We start from the raw sequence: 16997 nt of genomic DNA on the forward strand, positions 1-16997 counted from the left end.
CCCGGACGCAACCGTGGCCATTCGGAGGCGTTAGTCCCCCGTCAGCAGGGGAGATATGCGATGGCGCGCCTTTCCGTTGTCGTCCTAGCCGTCGCTGGATCCTGGGCGGCGTTTCCGGCCGCCTCACAGGGCACCGCCACCACGCCGGGCACGGCTCCCAGCATGGCCGCTCCGGGCCTTGCCACGCCAGGGCCGGTTCCGGGCGCCGCCCCGGGCGGCTCGGTCGGGTCCACGGTCGGGGGCGCTCCGGCCGCGCGGGCGGCCTCGACCAGCTCGGTCGGACGCACCAAGCCGCCGGGCGCGGCCGCGGACGGCACCCGTCCCGACCTCGAGGTGAAGAGCCGGCAGATCGACCGGCGGATCAGGACGGGAATCTGCTCCGGCTGCTAGCGCAGGCGCGCCGCCCGTTCAGGCGTTGAGCGCCCGCTCGACGGCGTCGCAATAGACCTGCGCGCCGAGCACGAGGTCCTCGTCCGATGTGTTTTCCGTCCAATGGTGGCTGATGCCGCCGATGGACGGCACGAACATCATGGCGGCGGGCATCACGCGCGCCAGGTACTGGGCGTCGTGCCCGGCTCCGCTCGGCAGGCGCGTCACCTGCCCCGGCGCATGCGCCTCGCCGGCGGCTTCGAGCGCGGCCTGGAGGCCGTCATCCATCAGGGCGGGCCGGCTCTGGCCCATCACGTCGATCTCCATCGGGCAGCGTCCGGTCCGGTTCGCCTCGTCCACCAGGCGCCGCAACTCGGCATCGAGCCGGTCGAGCACGTCCTGGTCGGCGTCGCGGAACTGGAACAGCGCCTCGGCGCGCCCCGGGATGATGGAGGGGGCGCCGGGATCGAGCGCGATCCGGCCCGTGGTCCAGACCGTGCGCGGGCCGCAGATCTCGGGGAAGATGCGATCGATCTCCGCGAGGAGACGCACCAGCGCGAGGCCCGCGTCGCGGCGCCGTGCCATGGAGGTGGTGCCGGCGTGGTTCTGCTCGCCGGTCGCCGTGATGCGGTACTGCCAGATGGCCACGATGGCCGTGACGACCCCGATCTTGAGGCCGGAGGAGATCAGGGTGTCCCCCTGCTCGATATGCGCCTCGACGAAGCCCTTGTAGCGGCCGGGCTCGACCTGCCGGCGCGGCACGCCCGAGAGGCCCGCCCTGTCCAGGGCCTGCCGCAGCGGGATGCCATCGTACTTGTTGGCCAGACGGTCGATCTCGGCCTCGTCGAGCAGGCCCGTGAAGGACCGCGAGCCGATGAAGGAGCCGAAATGGCCCTCCTCGTCGCACCAGCCGGCCACCTCGACGCCGCGTCCGACCGTCCGCGCGGCCTCGAGCCCGTAAATCATCCCGAGCGCGCCATCGAGCCAGCCCGCATGGTTCTGGCTCTCGATATGCGAGCCGGTCAGGATCTTCGGCCCGGGCGCATCGGAGGTACCGAAGACGTTGCCGATGCCGTCGATCTCGCCGTTCAGGCCGGCCTCCTCCAGCTTGCGGACGAACCAGCGGCGCGCGGCGATGTCGTCGTCGGAGAAGGTCGGGCGGTGCACGCCCGTCTTGTACGCCCCGAACGTCGCAAGCTCCCGCAGGTCCCTGAGCACGCGCTCGCCGTCGATCCTGGCCATCTTCGCCCCTTCCTGGTCGGGCGATCCTTAGCGCGGAACGATGCTGGCGGCGACCAAAGTCCGAGCGAACATTTCTTGCGAGGCCGAGGCGCGAGCCCGTATGGTCCGCCTCAAACGGGGGCCGGGAGCGGCCGGAACCTGACCTGCGAGGACGCGCCATGGAGCACATGACCCAGAACCCGCACCTGCATGACGTCTCGCCCGAATGGTCGGCGCGCGCCTATGTGGACGATGCGAAGTACCGGGAGATGTACGAGCGCTCGATCCGCGATCCCGAGGCCTTCTGGTTCGAGCAGGGGAACCGCATCGACTGGTTCCGGACCTATACGCTGGCCAAGAACGCGAGCTTCGGCGGGCCGGGCACGTCCGGCGAGGTGGATATCCGCTGGTACGAGGACGGCGTCACCAATGTCGCCTACAATTGCGTCGACCGGCATCTCGAGACGCGCGGCGACCAGGTCGCGATCATCTGGGAGGGCGACGACCCGTCCGAGTCCAAGCGCATCACCTATCGCGAGCTCCATGCGGAGGTCTGCCGCTTCGCGAACGTGCTGCGCAACCGCGGGGTCGAGAAGGGCTCCACGGTCACGATCTACATGCCGATGATACCGGAGGCCGCCTACGCGATGCTGGCCTGCGCGCGGCTCGGCGCAGTCCACTCGGTCGTGTTCGGGGGCTTCTCGCCGGATTCGCTCGCCGACCGCATCCAGGGCTGCGGCTCCAAGATGGTGATCACGGCGGACGAGGGCCTGCGCGGCGGCCGCAAGGTGCCCCTGAAGGCCAATGTCGATGCCGCGATCGCCAAGGCCGGCGGGGTCGACCATGTGGTCGTGGTCCGCCGCACGGGCGCGCCCGTGGCCATGCAGGCGGGCCGCGACGTCTACTACCACGCGGCGGCCGAGCAGGTGACGGACGAGTGCCCGGCGGAGCACATGAACGCGGAAGATCCGCTGTTCATCCTCTACACGTCAGGCTCGACCGGCAAGCCGAAGGGCGTGCTGCACACGACCGCCGGCTACCTCATCTTCGCGTCGATGACGCACCAATACGTCTTCGACTACCACGAGGGCGACATCTACTGGTGCACGGCCGATGTCGGCTGGGTGACGGGCCACAGCTACATCCTGTACGGCCCGCTCGCTAACGGCGCGACCACGCTGATGTTCGAGGGCGTGCCCAACTACCCGACCATCTCCCGCTTTTGGGAGGTGATCGACAAGCACAAGGTCAATACCTTCTACACGGCGCCGACCGCGATCCGGTCCCTGATGGGGGCCGGCAACGAGGCCGTGAAGAAGACCTCCCGCGCCTCGCTCCGCCTCCTGGGTTCGGTCGGCGAGCCGATCAATCCGGAGGCCTGGGAGTGGTATCATCAGGTCGTCGGCGACGGGCGCTGCCCGATCGTCGACACCTGGTGGCAGACGGAGACGGGCGGGATCATGATCACGCCGCTGCCCGGCGCCACCAAGCTGAAGCCGGGCTCGGCCACCCGACCCTTCTTCGGCGTGGTGCCGCAGATCGTGGATGCGGAAGGCAAGGTCCTGGAGGGTGCCTGCGAGGGCAACCTCGTCATCGCGGAGAGCTGGCCCGGGCAGATGCGGACCGTCTTCGGCGACCACCAGCGCTTCGTCGATACCTATTTCTCGGCCTACAAGGGCAAGTACTTCACGGGCGACGGCTGCCGGCGTGACGCGGACGGCTATTACTGGATCACCGGGCGCGTCGACGACGTGATCAACGTCTCGGGCCACCGCATGGGCACGGCGGAAGTCGAATCCGCGCTCGTCGCGCACCCGAAGGTGTCCGAGGCCGCCGTCGTCGGCTACCCGCACGACATCAAGGGGCAGGGCATCTACGCCTATGTCACCCTGATGCAGGGCGAGGCCTCCTCGGAGGAACTGCGCAAGGAGCTCGTCTCCTGGGTCCGGAAGGAAATCGGCCCGATCGCGTCCCCGGACCTGATCCAGTTCGCGCCGGGCCTGCCGAAGACCCGCTCGGGCAAGATCATGCGCCGCATCCTGCGCAAGATCGCCGAGGACGAGTTCTCCGCGCTCGGCGACACCTCGACCCTGGCCGATCCGGCCGTCGTCGACGACCTCATCGAGAACCGGCAGAACCGCTCGAAGGAGAGCGTCGCCAAGGCCTTCTGAGCGCCTATCGGGCCGAGCCGGGCGGTCCCGCCCGGCTCCCTCCGCCTGGATCCCGTCTTCCCCGGCAAGACGATCCCGCCGCTCCGGCCGGCGCGATGGCACCGGACGTGCTTGGGGCCGTGTGAGGCAGGTCACATCGCGGGCCTTGCCCGACATGCATCTTCGCGAGGAGCGAGAGGAGGGATGTCATGGACCTGAGACGGTGCTTCACCGACCATCCGGCTTCCGTCGGGGAGACCTACGGCCAGCACATGCAGGTGGCCCTCTCCTTCGCGTTGCCGCTGACGCGCGCTGCGGCGGCCGCCTATGTCCACGCCTTCCTGCCCTTCCTGTTCACCACCACGGCGAGCGGGATCGTGAAAGGGCTCTACGACCGCATGACCCGCCGCTGCGCCTCCTGCGCGGCCGGTCCGTCCCATCGGCCGGACCTCTTCCTCGGCGCCGCACCGGCCGGCCCGCGCGAGCGCATGCTGGCCTGGGACCCGGTGATCTGACCGCACGGGTTAAGCCTTAACCCTCGCCCGAGGCGACCCGGCCTCCGCCGGGTTTTCACCTCCCGTCAGCCATCTTTGCCAACCGCTTCGTCAGGGTTGGCGCGCCAATCTCCACTCGAAGGTTCACACAGAAGGACCTCGGGATGGACATCAAGCAGAGTGGCCGTGCCGCAGCGGCCATCACGATTACGATCGCCCAGGCGGAGCCGTTGCGCGGAGGTCATCTGCGCCGGCTGGCGATCGCGTTCCTGATCGGCCTTGCGCTGTATCTCGCCGGACGCGGACCCGCCTTTGCGGCGTTCGACGTTCCTGCGGGCGTGCAGCCCGGGACCATCGTCATCTCCACCTCGCAGCGTCGGCTCTACCTGATGGGCTGGGACGGCCCGCAGGTCAGCTATCCGGTCGCGGTCGGGAAGCCCGGCAAGCAATGGTACGGCTGGGCCAGGATCGACGGGAAGCATGTCGAGCCGGCCTGGTCGCCGCCCGCCGAGGTGAGGCGCGACAACCCGCGCCTGCCGGACGTGATCCCGGGCGGATCGCCCCGCAACCCGATGGGCAAGCGCGCCCTGACGCTGGACCGGGACGAGATCGCCATCCACGGGACGAACCGGCCGGGCTCGATCGGCACCTTCGCGTCCTATGGCTGCATCCGGATGCACAACCGCGACATCATCGACCTCTACGAGCGGGTGCGGGTCGGAACGCCGGTCCTGGTCACGCGCTGACCGGCCGCCCTTCATAAGGAGCAGGCCGCCTCGTCGTCGTTTGACGGGCGCCGCCATGCCGCCTTAGACCCGTCGCGCAATGCGCGCGTGGCTCAAGATCGCCCGCCTCAGCCGCCCGGCCCTGGCCATGGCGGCTTTGTACGCGCTCGTCCTCGGCACCTATCTCGGCGCGCTCGCGCCGAGCCCGGCCGCCCTTCCGGCGACGCATATCCTCTGCTCGTCGCAGGAGGCCTCGGACCCGTCCGGTCCGGCCCTCCCGGCGCCCGAGCATCGCGATTGCTGCACGGCGGCGTGCCTTAACGGAGCCTCGCTGGTGCCGCCCGGCGGTGCGTTCGAGACGGTGTCTCCGCCCGCGCATTCGCCCGTAGGCTGGGTCCCGCGAAACCCTGCGGGATCGTCGCTGGCAATCCCCCGCGACACCCGCGTGCGAGGTCCGCCTCTCGCCTGACTGCCGCTTCCGCACTCCAGTCAGACACGAGGACAAGATGAATTCGCATTTCTCCAGCGCGGCCGTGGGCGCCGTCGCATTCCTGAGCCTGTCCGCACCCGCCTTCGCGCATGCCACCCTGGCGGTGCGCGAAGCCGCCCCGGATTCGACCTACCGGGCCGTCGTGCAGATCAACCACGGCTGCGACGGCTCGCCCACAAGGGCCGTGCGGGTGACGGTGCCGGAGGGCGTGATCGCCGCCCGCCCGATGCCCAAGCCCGGCTGGACGCTCGCGACCACGAAGGGCTCCTACGCCAAGGCCTATCCGTTCTACCACGGCAAGACCCTGACGGAGGGCGTGCGCGAGATCGCCTGGTCGGCCGGGTCGCTGCCGGACGACCAGTTCGACGAGTTCGTCTTTTCCGCCCGGATCACCGATGACTACGCGCCCGGCTCGACCCTCCGCTTCCCGGTGGTGCAGGAATGCGAGCAGGGCGAGCATCGCTGGGTCGAGATCCCGGCCGACGGCCAGGACGCGCATGCGCTGAAGAGCCCCGCGCCCGGCGTGCGGATCATTGCCGCGGCCGCCAAGGAGGCGCAGGCGCAGCCCGCCGGCCAGGGGCCCATCCAGGCCGGCGCCCTCAGGATCGAGGCGCCCTGGGCGCGCGCGACGCCCTCGGGCGCAAAGGTCGCGGGCGGCTATGTCCGGATCACCAACACGGGCACGGAGCCCGACCGCCTCGTCAGCGCATCGGCGGAGGTCGCCGGCCGCGGCGAGGTGCACGAGATGTCGGTCGAGAACGGCGTCATGAAGATGCGCGAGCTCGCGAGCGGGATCGAGATCCGGCCCGGGCAGACGGTCGAGCTGAAGCCCGGCGGCCTGCACCTGATGTTCATGGACCTGAAGGGCGGCCTCAAGGAGGGCGACACGGTCCGCGGCACGCTCGTCTTCGAGAAGGCCGGCACGGTGCCCGTGACCTTCCGGGTCGGCGGCCTCGGCTCGCGCGGCGCGCCTGCGGGCCATCAGCACCACTGACGCAAAAAGGGCGCAGACCTTCCGGCCTGCGCCCTTTTCGAAAACTCTGCGGCCGCGCGGCGCGGCCGGGACTTACTTCTTCAGGCCGAGATTGCCGAAGCGCGAGTTGAAGCGCGACAGGCGACCGCCGCGGTCCATCAGCTGCTGCGTGCCGCCCGTCCAGGCCGGGTGCGTGTTCGGGTCGATGTCGAGGTTCAGCGTGTCGCCGGCCTTGCCCATCGTCGAGCGGGTCTGGAACTCCGTCCCGTTCGTCATCACGACGCGGATGAAGTGATAATCGGGATGGACCGTCGGGCCCTTGTCGCGCTTCTCGACCTTGACGGACTTCGAATTGTTCTGGGCGGCGTTCTCGGCCATCTCAAAGGCTCCTCGGTGCAGCGCCGGAGCGCCCGCGTGACCAGCCCGCGGCGACAACCGACCATATTCATGTCTCGGATCGGCGCGCTATAACCCAGAGAGGCATTCTAAACAAGCGACGCCGCATCGCGGCGGCGGCGGGTTTTTGCATTGTGATCGGGTTGGCATGGCGGGCATGAGAAGATCGAGGCGGGGCAGGCCGTCCTCGGAGGAGAGCGCGGGCCCGCGCCCATCCCTGCGATCGCTGAAGCCGCTGATCCCATTCGCCCTGCGCTACAAGGGCCGGATCGCGGCCGCGCTGATCGCCCTGACGGTCGCCTCGGCCGCGACGCTGGCGCTGCCCGTCGCGGCGCGCCGCGTGATCGACAACGGCTTCTCCGACCAGAATGGCGGCCTGATCGACGCCTATTTCGGCGTCATGATCGCCGTGGTGGCCACCATCGCGCTGGCGAGCGCGGCCCGGTTCTACACGGTCGTCACGCTCGGCGAGCGCATCGTGGCCGATCTCCGGGCCGCCGTGTTCCGCCACCTGACGGAGCTCGACCCCGCCTTCTTCGACCGGTCGAAATCCGGCGAGATCGTCTCCCGGCTGACGGCCGACGCCACGCAGGTGAAATCGGCCTTCGGGGTCTCGGTCTCGATGGCGCTGCGCAACAGCCTGCTCTTCGTCGGCGCGCTCGGCATGATGGTGATCACGAGCCCGAAGCTCTCGGGTCTGGTGATCGCGGCCATTCCCCTGGTGGTCCTGCCCCTCGTCTTCTCCGGCCGGGCGGTGCAGCGCCGCTCCCGGGCCGCGCAGGACCGTCTGGCGGATGCCTCGGCCTATGCGGCCGAGGCCGTCGGGGCGGTCAGGACCATGCAGGCCTTCGGCATGGAGCGCGCCACGGCGCAGCGCTTCGCGAACGCGGCCGAGGAGGCCTATGACGCCGCCCGAGCCTCGAGCGCCGCCCGGGCCTGGCTCACGGGCGCCGTCATCTTCCTGATCTCGGCCTCCATCGTCGGAATCCTCTGGTGGGGCGCGCAGGACGTGCTGGCCGGCCGCATGACGTCGGGCCGGCTGTCGCAATTCGTGCTCTACGCGGTCTTCGCGGCAAGCGCGCTCGGCCAGCTCTCCGAGGTCTATGGCGAGCTCTCGGCCGCCGCCGGAGCGGCGGAGCGCCTCGGCGAGATCCTGGCCTCCAAGCCCGCCATCGCGGCGCCCGCCTCGCCCGTTCCGATGTCGGATCGCGATGCCGGCACGATCGCCCTCGAAGACGTGCATTTCTCCTACCCGACGCGCGACACGCAGTCGCTCCAGGGCGTGACGCTGCGGGTCGGGGCGGGCGAGCGCGTGGCGCTGGTCGGCCCGTCCGGCGGCGGCAAGTCGACGGTGTTCCAGCTGCTGCTGCGCTTCTACGACCCGCAGGCCGGGCGCGTGCTCATCGACGGGCACGACCTGCGCGAGATCGATCCCGCGGAGCTCAGGCGCCGCATCGCGCTCGTGCCGCAGGACCCGGTGATCTTCATGGGCACCGTTGCCGAGAACATCCGCTACGGCCGCCCCGAGGCGAGCGAGGCCGAGGTGCGGCGGGCCGCGGGCCTCGCCTCCGCGGCGGGCTTCATCGAGGCGATGCCGCAGGGCTACGAGACGCAGATCGGCGAGCGCGGGGTGACCCTGTCGGGCGGCCAGCGCCAGCGCATCGCGATCGCGCGCGCCATCCTGAAGGATGCGCCGATCCTGCTGCTGGACGAGGCGACGTCGGCGCTGGACGCGGAGAGCGAGCGCGCCGTGCAGGAGGCGCTCGACAGGCTGATGCGCGACCGCACGACGCTGGTCATCGCGCACCGGCTCGCGACCGTGCGCAGCGCGGACCGCATCCTGGTGATGGAGGCGGGACGGATCGTCGAGCAGGGCTCGCACGAGCAGCTCGTGCGGCAAGGCGGCCTCTATGCGAGGCTGGCCGCCCTGCAATTCGACGCGGAGCCGCTCCGCAGCGAAGCGGCCGAGTAGGGAGAGTGCTTACGCGGCGCTCTTCGCCGCGATGCCCTTCTCGGTGAAGAGCTGCTGCAGCTCACCGGCCTGGAACATCTCGCGCGTGATGTCGCAGCCGCCGACGAACTCGCCCTTGACGTAGAGCTGCGGGATGGTCGGCCAGTTGGAATAGGCCTTGATGCCGTCGCGGAGCGCGGGATCCTCGAGCACGTTGACGCCCTTATAGGGGACGCCGAGGTAGTTCAGGATCTGCACGACCTGGCCCGAGAACCCGCATTGCGGGAATTGCGGCGTGCCCTTCATGAAGAGGACGACGTCGTTCGACTTCACCTCGGTGTCGATCTGGCTGTGTGCGTCGGTCAAAGTGTATCTCCGGAGTCTCGTGCCAGGATGATGGCACGTAATCTACGGCGTCCGCGCTCGTAATCAAAGGAGGGGTCGAGGACCTCCTCGAGCGTGAACGGGCTCGTTGCGGGGATCCGCGGCGGAACGGATACGTGGTGAACCTCCAATGCGGCCGTTGCCCTGGCGAAGGCTCGGCGCCAGATCGTGTCCATCTCGAGGTGCGGCCGCATGGAGCGTCGGTAATCCTCTCGGGCTTCGGCCAGGGCGACCTTCACTTCTCCGCCCCACGCCTCGCTAGACAGCGAGTCCGGGTCGCAGACGCCCTTGATGATGTGTGCGAGCGCATGAACCAGTTGCGACCGCACGCCGCCCCATTCGCTCCGCCCCACGCTTTCGATCTCCTCGATCACGTTGGCCCAGTCGACGCTGTTGGTGATGCCGGCCTCGGCCAGGCGACGCAGTTCCTCGACCTGGCGGTCCGCCCAGGCGACGATGTCGGTCTCGTAGAGCGAGGTATCGGTCATGGCGCTACGCCGGTGAATGTCGGGCAGGATCCGGACCAGCACAAGGCGTCAGCCGAGAAAGCCGACATCGGCTGACAGCGGCGGACAGGATTGCTAAGCCGCACCGGCCAACAAGGACCAGTCTTGCGCTACTATATCGGGCTCGCCACCACCTTCCATGACCCGGCCATCGCCATTGTGGCCCCGGACGGCGAGGTCCTGTTCGCGGAAGCGGCCGAGCGTTTCCTTCAATACAAGCGCGCCCCGAATTGCGAGCCTGACCTCGCGCCCCGCATGGGTGCCCTGCTCCGGCGCTGGGTGCCGGACGGAGCGGAGGTCGTCGTCGCGACCTCCTGGGGCGAGGATTTTTCCGCCTTCCTCGACGGTTCGGCCCGGACGGGCGCGTTCGACCTCGCGACGCTCGCGGCGCTGTCCCCGGAGCTGAACCGCTCCTTCGTGCCGGAGCGCTCCGAGCGGGCGCTGGTCGCCTCGCTTCACCTGCAGCAGCGCCGGGCCGGGCTCGGAACGCTGCTCGGCCTCGATCGCGCCGGAGGCGGGCGCCGCTTCGCGGAGCTGCGCCGCTACGGCCACCATCTCAGCCATGCCGCCTATGCCTGCGGCACGAGCCCGTTCGAGGAGGCGGCCTGCCTCGTCGTGGACGGCATGGGCGAGACCGGCGCCGCGGCGCTCTTCGCCCATGAGGGCGGACGGCTGCGCGAGCTGAAGCGCCATCGCGGCCGCGGCTCCGTGGGCTTCTTCTTCGGGCTCGTGACGGATCTCGCGGGTTTCGACCAGGCGGCCGGCGAGGAATGGAAGATCATGGGTCTGGCGCCCTATGGGCGGCGCGACCCGGACCTCATGGCGCTCCTGCGGCGGCTCTATCGCGTCGAGGGCGAGCGGCTGACCTTCGCGGATGCGGACACGATCCGGGCGGTCGCGGCAGAGATCCTGGGCCGCCGCCCGCCTGAGGCGACGACAGAAGGCTGGGCAGACCTCGCACGCTGCGGCCAGGACGCGTTCGAGGAAATGATGGCCGCCTATCTGGCCGAGGCGCGGGCGCTCTCCGGCTCGCAGAACCTCGTCCTCGCGGGCGGGTGCGCGCTGAATTCCTCCTTCAACGGCAAGATCGCCGGCCGGTACGGCTTCGGCCACCTGCACGTCCCCTCCGCGCCGGCCGATGACGGCAATGCCATCGGGGCCGCCTGGCTCGCGCTGGCGCAGGACGATCCGGCCTGGCGCGCCCCGCCAGGTCCCGCGACGCCCTATCTCGGCTCGACCGTCTCGACGGAGCCGCTGGAGCGCATGACGGCCTGGGAGCCGCGCCTCCGCCGTCTTGGGCACGAGGGTGTGACGGAGGCGGCCGCCGACATCCTGGCGGACGGCAAGCTGGTCGGCTGGGTCCAGGGCCGCGCCGAGTTCGGTCCGCGCGCCCTCGGCAACCGCTCCATCCTGGCCGATCCCCGTCCGGCGGACGCGAAGGAGCTCCTTAACGCCAAGGTAAAGTATCGCGAGGCCTTCCGGCCCTTCGCGCCCTCAATCCTGGCCGAGCATGGGCCCGCCTGGTTCGAGGATTACCAGGACAGCCCGTACATGGAGCGGACGCTGGTCTGGCGCGAGGACGTCCGCGCCCGGGTGCCGGCCGTCGTGCACGAGGACGGGACGGGCCGGCTGCAATCGGTCACGGCCGAGCGCAACCCGCGCTACGCGGCGCTGATCCGCGCCTTCGCGGAGCGCAGCGGGGTGCCGATCCTGCTCAACACGAGCTTCAACGTGATGGGCAAGCCGATCCTGCACACGGCCGAGGACGCGATCCTGATGTTCTACACGACCGGGCTCGACGCCATCGTCGTGGAAGACTGGCTCCTGACAAAGACCTAAAGCGCACCAAGCCCGGCCCGCCAGGAACAGCCGCCCGCAGCCCGCGGTTGCCAGGATGTTCCGCTGCTGGGCCCGCCATGCTGAGATCCAACGATCTCTCGTCCTCGTCCAGGCCGGGGCCGATCGAAGATCCTGCCTCGGAGGGCATGACCCCGGCGAGGGCGGCAGCCTCCGCAGACCAGGGGCTTTCCCCGGTTGCGCCCGGGCCAGCCCCGCAGCAGCGTCTCGAAGGATCCGGCGGGTCGAAGGACGATAAATCGGGCGCGCCGGGCCAGGCGGCCGCCGAGACATCCACCGGGAAGCGGGCGCGCGGCTTCATGCGGCGGCACCCGATCGGGGTGGCGATCGGCGCCCTCGCCCTGCTGGCAGCCATCGTGGGCGGCGGCCTCTGGTACCTGGAGGCGCGTCAGTTCGAGACGACGAACGACGCCTTCATCGCGGCGCGCTCGTTCTCCGTCGCGCCGAAAGTCTCCGGCTACATCGCCGAGGTGTACGTCCAGGACAACCAGCACGTCGCGGCGGGTGCCCCGATCGTCCGGATCGACGAGCGTGACTTCAAGGTGGGAGTCAGCAAGGCCGAAGCCGACATCCAGTCCGCGGAGGCGGCGATCCAGTCTGCGGTCGCTCAGATCAAGGAGCAGGAAAGCCAGGTCCGGGAAGCGCAGGCGCAGGTGAAGCAGAGCGACGCGGCGGTCTCCTATGCGCGCGACGAGAACGAGCGCGCTCAGGATCTGCTCCGGCGCGGGGTCGGCACCGTGGAACGGGCCCAGCAGACCGCCTCCACGCTGATCCGGGCGCAGGCGACCCTCGCGGGGTCCCAGGCGGCCCTGAACGCGGCCGCCACGCAGGTCGCCGTGATCGAGGCGCAGCGCAAGCGGGCCGAGGCGAGCCTCGCGGAAGCCCGCGCGGAGCTCGACCAAGCCAAGCTGAACCTCGCCTACACGAACGTCACCGCCCAGCAGGCCGGCCGCATCGCGCGCCTGACCGCCGCGAAGGGAGAGCTCGCCCAGGCCGGGCAGTCCCTCTCCATGTTCGTTCCGGACGACATGTGGGTCACGGCGAACTTCAAGGAGACGCAGCTGGACCTCATCCGCCCGGGCCAGAAGGCGGAGATGACCATCGACGCCTATCCGGGCCGGACTTTCCACGGTCATGTCCAGTCGATCCAGCCCGGGTCCGGAACCGCCTTCAGCCTGCTCCCGGCCCAGAATGCGACGGGCAACTACGTCAAGGTGGTCCAGCGCGTCCCCGTGAAGCTCGTCTTCGACGACCTGCCGCAGGACGTCACGATCGGGCCGGGCATGTCCGTCGTCCCCTGGGTTCGGGTCCGGTGAGCTCCGAGCCGCAGGCTCTGCAGGTCAGCAATCCCTGGCTCGTCACGGTCGCCATCTCCATCGCGACCTTCATGGAGGTGCTCGATTCGACGATCGTGAACGTGTCGCTGCGCTACATCGCGGGAGGGCTCGCGGTCGGACCGGACGAGGCGTCCTGGGTGGTCACGTCGTATCTCGTGGCCAATGCGATCGTCCTGTGTGCGTCGAGCTGGATCTCGCAGGCGATCGGGCGCCGGCTCTTCTTCCTGACCTGCGTGGCGATCTTCACCGTCTCGTCCATCCTGTCCGGCCTGTCCTGGAGCCTCAACTCGCTCCTGTTCTTCCGCATCGTGCAGGGACTGGCGGGCGGCGGCATGACGCCGGTCGCGCTGTCGATCCTGGCCGTGACCTTCCCGCCGGAGAAGCGCGCCCAGGGCTTCGCCCTCTACGGCGTGGCGGTGGTGGTCGCCCCGGTCGTCGGGCCGACGCTGGGCGGGTGGCTCACCGACTCGCTCTCCTGGCACTGGTGCTTCTTCATCAACGGACCGGTCGGAATCCTCTGCTTCGTGCTGATCTGGGTTCTGCTGAAGGAAACTCCGGAGGCGGTGCGGCAGCGGGCGGAGCACTGGCGGAAGGGCATCGGGTTCGACTGGATCGGGTTCATCCTCGTCGCCGGCTTTCTCGCGTGCCTCCAGGTCTGCCTGGCGGAGGGGCAGCGCAAGGCCTGGTTCGCGTCCGACTTCATCCGCGTCTTCGCAACCCTTTCGGCGGCCTGCCTCGTGCTCTCCATCCCGTGGGAGCTGAGCCGCGAGAAGCCGCTGATCGACATGCGCATGCTGGGGACCCGCCAGTTCGGCTCCTGCTTCGTCATCATGCTGGCGACGGGCGGGGTCCTGATGGCCACCACCCAGTTCATGCCGCAGCTCCTCCAGGATTATTACGGCTACACGGCCATGCTGGCCGGCCTCGCGCTCTCGCCGGGCGGCCTCGTGACGGCCGTCATGATGGCCGTCATCGCGCGGATCAGCCGCTACGTGCCCGGCAAGTACCTGATCGCGGGCGGCGCGCTCATCGTCGCGGGGGCCATGTACAACCTGACGAAGATCTATGGGGGGCTGGATTTCGACTGGTTCGTCTGGCAGCGCGTTTATCTCGGGGTCGGCCTGCCGATGATCTTCCTGGCGATCACCAGCGCGTCATACGACGGCATCCCGCCCGAGAAGACCGACCAGGCCTCCGCGATGATCAACGTCGCCCGGAACACGGGCGGCTCCATCGGGGTCGCCATCGCCCAGAACGTGCTCGCGGATCGGCAGCAATTCCACCAGAGCCGGCTCGTGGAGAACGCCGTCCCGTCGAACCCGCAATACCAGGAGGCTCTCCGCCAGGTGACGGAGTACTTCTCGCACGCCGGCTCCATCGCCGAGGCCAAGGCGCAGGCCTTCGCCTGGATCGCGAAGGAAGTGCAGCTCCAGGCCGCCTTCCTGAGCTATATCGACGTCTTCTTCGTGCTGGCCCTGATGTCGCTCGCCATGGTGCCGCTCGCCTTCCTGCTCCGCTCGTCGGTCGGCGGCAGCCCGGCGGGGGGACGCTGACGCCGAGCCTTATTCCGCCGGCGCGCTCGTCGTCAGGGCGAGAGCGTGGAGGACGCCGCCCATGCGGCCCTGCAGCGCCCCGTAGACCATCTGGTGCTGCTGCACCCGGCTCTTGCCGCGGAAGGCCGCGGAGGTGACGCTCGCCGCGTAATGGTCGCCGTCGCCGGCCAGATCCTTGATCTCGACCACGGCGTCGGGCAGCGCCTCCTTGATCATCCGCTCGATCTCGGCCGCATCCATGGCCATGGGTCATGTCCTCCGGGTCAGGCCGCCATCTCGAGCTCGGGCGCGGGCCCGGCCATGTAGGTGGGCAGCCAGGATTCGTGTGCGCTCTTCAGGTCCGCGACCGCGATCTGCTCTTCGTCGCCGAGCGAGACCACGTCGCCGCCGGTCGTGCCGAGATACCAGGTCGGGATGCCGAGGCCATGCGCCTCCTGCCGGACCTGGTGAAGCTCGGCGGTCGAGAGCGTGACGAGGTAGCGGGCCTGGTCCTCGCCGAAGAAGAAGGCATGGGCCGGCAGCGTCGAGGGCAGGTCCCTCGGCTGGACGGCGATGCCGATCCCGAGGCCGATCGCCATCTCGGCCAGCGCCACCGCGAGCCCGCCATCCGAGAGGTCGTGGACCGTGTCGGTCCGTCCGGCCCGGATCAGGCCGCGAACGAAATCGCCGACCTTCCGCTCCGCCGCGAGGTCGACGGGCGGCGGGGCGCCCTCTTCGCGGCCGCAGATGTCGCGCAGATAGACCGACTGCCCGAGCCAGCCCTCCGTGCTCCCCAGCAGCAGCACGGCCTCGCCGGCGCGCTTGAAGGGAATGGAGGCCCGGACGGACACGTCGTCGACGACACCCACGCCGCCGATCGTCGGGGTCGGCAGGATGCCCGTCCCGTTGGTCTCGTTGTAGAGGGAGACGTTCCCGGACACGATCGGGAAGTCGAGCGCGCGCGCGGCCTCGCCGATGCCCCGGATGCAGCCGACCAGCTGGCCCATATATTCGGGCCGCTCCGGATTGCCGAAGTTCAGGTTGTCGGTCAGCGCGAGCGGCAGCCCGCCGACCGCCGTGATGTTGCGCCAGGCCTCCGCCACGGCCTGCCGGCCGCCCTCGACCGGATCCGCGTCGCAATAGCGCGGCGTCACGTCCGTGGTGAGCGCGAGGCCCTTCGGCCCGTCCTCGACCCGGACGAGCGCGGCGTCGCCGCCGGGGCCGTCCACGGTGTTGCCGAGGATCAGGCTGTCATACTGCTCCCAGACCCAGCGCTTGGAGCAGAGGTCGGGCGAGCCGATGAGCCGACGCAGCGCCTCGGCATTCGAGACGGGCGGCTCGACGCTCTCGGGCGCGATCGCGGGCTGGTAGGTGTTGGCGAGATGAGGGCGGTCATAGACCGGCGCCTCGTCGCCGAGTTCCTTGATCGGCAGGTCCGCCACCGTCTCGCCGCCATGCTTCACGACGAAGCGCAGCGTGTCGGTGGTCTGCCCGATGATCGCGAAATCGAGGCCCCACTTGCGGAAGATCCCCTCGGCGACCTCCTCCATCCCGGGCTTGAGCACCATGAGCATGCGCTCCTGGCTCTCCGACAGCATCATCTCGTAGGCCGTCATGCCGGCCTCGCGGGTCGGCACGGCGTCAAGGTCGAGCTCGACGCCCAGATTCCCCTTGGCGCCCATCTCGACCGCCGAGCAGGTGAGGCCCGCCGCGCCCATGTCCTGGATCGCGATGACGGATCCCGACTGCATCAATTCGAGACAGGCTTCGAGAAGCAGCTTTTCCGCAAAGGGATCGCCGACCTGGACGGTCGGGCGCTTCTCTTCCGAGGATTCGTCGAAGGCCGCGGACGCCATCGTGGCGCCGTGGATGCCGTCGCGCCCCGTCTTAGAGCCGAGATAGACGATCGGGTTCCCGACGCCCGTCGCGGCCGCGTAGAAGATCGCGTCGGTCTTCGCGAGGCCGACCGCCATCGCGTTGACCAGGATGTTGCCGTCATAGCGGGAGTGGAAGCCGACCGAGCCGCCCACGGTCGGCACGCCGAAGGAATTGCCGTAGCCGCCGATGCCGGCCACGACGCCCGCCACCAGATGGCGCGTGCGCGGGTTGTCCGGTGAGCCGAAGCGGAGCGCGTTCAGGGCCGCGATCGGCCGCGCCCCCATGGTGAAGACGTCGCGCAGGATGCCGCCCACGCCCGTCGCCGCGCCCTGGTAGGGCTCGATGAAGGACGGGTGGTTGTGGCTCTCCATCTTGAAGACGCAGGCCTGACCGTCCCCGATGTCGATGACGCCGGCATTCTCGCCCGGCCCCTGGATCACCCAGGGGGCCGAGGTCGGCAGCGTGCGCAGATGCATGCGCGACGACTTGTACGAGCAGTGCTCGTTCCACATCGCCGACACGATGCCGAGCTCGACGATCGTCGGCTCGCGCCCGATCAGGCCGCAGAATCGCTTGTACTCGTCCTCGGTCAGCCCGTGCTCGCGAACGAGTTCGGGCGTGATCCGCACAGTCTTGGCCGCCATGGAGTTCCGTCTGACCTTTCCCCGGCCGCTTAAGGCCTAGAGCTCCGGCTGGCAACGCGCCCTCCCGCGCGGCCCGAACTGGCACGATGC

The 16997-nt window shown here is 69.6% G+C and carries 16 protein-coding genes; 10 read left to right on the top strand and 6 right to left on the bottom strand.

Translation table 11 applies throughout. The features are described 5' to 3' along the window. Positions 1–60: 60 nt before the first annotated feature. A complete protein-coding gene (locus ACO2SS_RS23650; protein WP_423280305.1) occupies positions 61–390 on the top strand; it encodes a hypothetical protein in 330 nt (109 codons plus the stop codon). An 18-nt stretch (positions 391–408) separates the two neighbouring features. On the opposite strand, the gene ACO2SS_RS23655 is transcribed toward ACO2SS_RS23650, so the two are convergent. Continuing rightward, positions 409–1611, bottom strand: a complete 1203-nt coding sequence (locus ACO2SS_RS23655) for a Zn-dependent hydrolase (protein ID WP_423280306.1) — start codon at positions 1609–1611, stop codon at positions 409–411. Positions 1612–1769: 158 nt separating this feature from the next. Here ACO2SS_RS23655 and acs point away from each other — a divergent pair, with 158 nt between their 5' ends. The 5 genes from acs to ACO2SS_RS23680 all read left to right on the top strand — a co-directional run bounded on the left by acs (position 1770) and on the right by ACO2SS_RS23680 (position 6443). Beyond that, positions 1770–3761, top strand: coding sequence for an acetate--CoA ligase (gene acs, locus ACO2SS_RS23660; protein WP_423280307.1), 1992 nt, complete (start codon positions 1770–1772; stop codon positions 3759–3761). A 188-nt stretch (positions 3762–3949) separates the two neighbouring features. Next, entirely contained in the window at positions 3950–4255 is a 306-nt protein-coding gene (locus tag ACO2SS_RS23665; RefSeq protein WP_423280308.1) for a DUF6356 family protein, read from the top strand. Positions 4256–4398: 143 nt separating this feature from the next. Next, positions 4399–4980 (top strand): L,D-transpeptidase, encoded by a 582-nt coding sequence (locus ACO2SS_RS23670; RefSeq protein ID WP_423280309.1) that lies wholly within the window; start codon positions 4399–4401, stop codon positions 4978–4980. Between the two features lie 79 nt (positions 4981–5059). Then, positions 5060–5428, top strand: coding sequence for a hypothetical protein (locus tag ACO2SS_RS23675; protein ID WP_423280310.1), 369 nt, complete (start codon positions 5060–5062; stop codon positions 5426–5428). Positions 5429–5465: 37 nt separating this feature from the next. Then, positions 5466–6443, top strand: coding sequence for a DUF1775 domain-containing protein (locus ACO2SS_RS23680; RefSeq protein ID WP_423280311.1), 978 nt, complete (start codon positions 5466–5468; stop codon positions 6441–6443). 72 nt (positions 6444–6515) lie between these two features. On the opposite strand, the gene rpmE is transcribed toward ACO2SS_RS23680, so the two are convergent. Next, positions 6516–6800, bottom strand: a complete 285-nt coding sequence (gene rpmE, locus ACO2SS_RS23685) for a 50S ribosomal protein L31 (protein WP_423280312.1) — start codon at positions 6798–6800, stop codon at positions 6516–6518. Between the two features lie 166 nt (positions 6801–6966). Here rpmE and ACO2SS_RS23690 point away from each other — a divergent pair, with 166 nt between their 5' ends. Then, positions 6967–8790 (top strand): ABC transporter transmembrane domain-containing protein, encoded by a 1824-nt coding sequence (locus ACO2SS_RS23690; RefSeq protein WP_423280313.1) that lies wholly within the window; start codon positions 6967–6969, stop codon positions 8788–8790. Positions 8791–8799: 9 nt separating this feature from the next. On the opposite strand, the gene grxD is transcribed toward ACO2SS_RS23690, so the two are convergent. After that, positions 8800–9135 (bottom strand): Grx4 family monothiol glutaredoxin, encoded by a 336-nt coding sequence (gene grxD / locus ACO2SS_RS23695; protein WP_423280314.1) that lies wholly within the window; start codon positions 9133–9135, stop codon positions 8800–8802. Next, on the bottom strand, positions 9132–9641 hold the full coding sequence (locus tag ACO2SS_RS23700) for a DUF29 family protein (protein ID WP_423280315.1): 510 nt from the start codon (positions 9639–9641) through the stop codon (positions 9132–9134). The genes grxD and ACO2SS_RS23700 overlap by 4 nt, the downstream gene beginning before the upstream one ends. Before the next feature lie 123 nt (positions 9642–9764). Between ACO2SS_RS23700 and ACO2SS_RS23705 the strand changes: the two genes are divergently transcribed. The 3 genes from ACO2SS_RS23705 (at position 9765) to ACO2SS_RS23715 (ending at position 14406) form a co-directional block, all read left to right on the top strand. Then, positions 9765–11498 (top strand): carbamoyltransferase, encoded by a 1734-nt coding sequence (locus ACO2SS_RS23705; protein ID WP_423280316.1) that lies wholly within the window; start codon positions 9765–9767, stop codon positions 11496–11498. Between the two features lie 146 nt (positions 11499–11644). Beyond that, positions 11645–12832 carry an HlyD family secretion protein gene (locus ACO2SS_RS23710; protein ID WP_423280317.1) on the top strand — a complete coding sequence of 396 codons (1188 nt, stop codon included), beginning with the start codon at positions 11645–11647 and terminating at the stop codon, positions 12830–12832. Beyond that, on the top strand, positions 12829–14406 hold the full coding sequence (locus tag ACO2SS_RS23715; protein ID WP_423280318.1) for a DHA2 family efflux MFS transporter permease subunit: 1578 nt from the start codon (positions 12829–12831) through the stop codon (positions 14404–14406). The genes ACO2SS_RS23710 and ACO2SS_RS23715 overlap by 4 nt, the downstream gene beginning before the upstream one ends. Before the next feature lie 9 nt (positions 14407–14415). Here ACO2SS_RS23715 and ACO2SS_RS23720 read toward each other — a convergent pair whose 3' ends face one another. Both ACO2SS_RS23720 and purL read right to left on the bottom strand, forming a co-directional pair. Further along, positions 14416–14652, bottom strand: a complete 237-nt coding sequence (locus tag ACO2SS_RS23720; protein WP_423280319.1) for a BolA family protein — start codon at positions 14650–14652, stop codon at positions 14416–14418. Positions 14653–14669: 17 nt separating this feature from the next. After that, positions 14670–16907 (bottom strand): phosphoribosylformylglycinamidine synthase subunit PurL, encoded by a 2238-nt coding sequence (gene purL, locus ACO2SS_RS23725; RefSeq protein ID WP_423280320.1) that lies wholly within the window; start codon positions 16905–16907, stop codon positions 14670–14672. Positions 16908–16997 lie beyond the last annotated feature (90 nt).

The organism is Enterovirga sp. CN4-39 (genome assembly GCF_049446235.1).
Lineage (GTDB): Bacteria > Pseudomonadota > Alphaproteobacteria > Rhizobiales > Beijerinckiaceae > Enterovirga.

Coding starts and splice junctions, on each gene's coding strand:
- ACO2SS_RS23650 (WP_423280305.1), top strand. CDS start 61: ATGGCGCGCCTTTCCGTTGTCGTCCTAGCCGTCGCTGGATCCTGGGCG.
- ACO2SS_RS23655 (WP_423280306.1), bottom strand. CDS start 1,611: ATGGCCAGGATCGACGGCGAGCGCGTGCTCAGGGACCTGCGGGAGCTT.
- acs (WP_423280307.1), top strand. CDS start 1,770: ATGGAGCACATGACCCAGAACCCGCACCTGCATGACGTCTCGCCCGAA.
- ACO2SS_RS23665 (WP_423280308.1), top strand. CDS start 3,950: ATGGACCTGAGACGGTGCTTCACCGACCATCCGGCTTCCGTCGGGGAG.
- ACO2SS_RS23670 (WP_423280309.1), top strand. CDS start 4,399: ATGGACATCAAGCAGAGTGGCCGTGCCGCAGCGGCCATCACGATTACG.
- ACO2SS_RS23675 (WP_423280310.1), top strand. CDS start 5,060: ATGCGCGCGTGGCTCAAGATCGCCCGCCTCAGCCGCCCGGCCCTGGCC.
- ACO2SS_RS23680 (WP_423280311.1), top strand. CDS start 5,466: ATGAATTCGCATTTCTCCAGCGCGGCCGTGGGCGCCGTCGCATTCCTG.
- rpmE (WP_423280312.1), bottom strand. CDS start 6,800: ATGGCCGAGAACGCCGCCCAGAACAATTCGAAGTCCGTCAAGGTCGAG.
- ACO2SS_RS23690 (WP_423280313.1), top strand. CDS start 6,967: ATGGCGGGCATGAGAAGATCGAGGCGGGGCAGGCCGTCCTCGGAGGAG.
- ACO2SS_RS23700 (WP_423280315.1), bottom strand. CDS start 9,641: ATGACCGATACCTCGCTCTACGAGACCGACATCGTCGCCTGGGCGGAC.
- ACO2SS_RS23710 (WP_423280317.1), top strand. CDS start 11,645: ATGACCCCGGCGAGGGCGGCAGCCTCCGCAGACCAGGGGCTTTCCCCG.
- ACO2SS_RS23720 (WP_423280319.1), bottom strand. CDS start 14,652: ATGGCCATGGATGCGGCCGAGATCGAGCGGATGATCAAGGAGGCGCTG.
- purL (WP_423280320.1), bottom strand. CDS start 16,907: ATGGCGGCCAAGACTGTGCGGATCACGCCCGAACTCGTTCGCGAGCAC.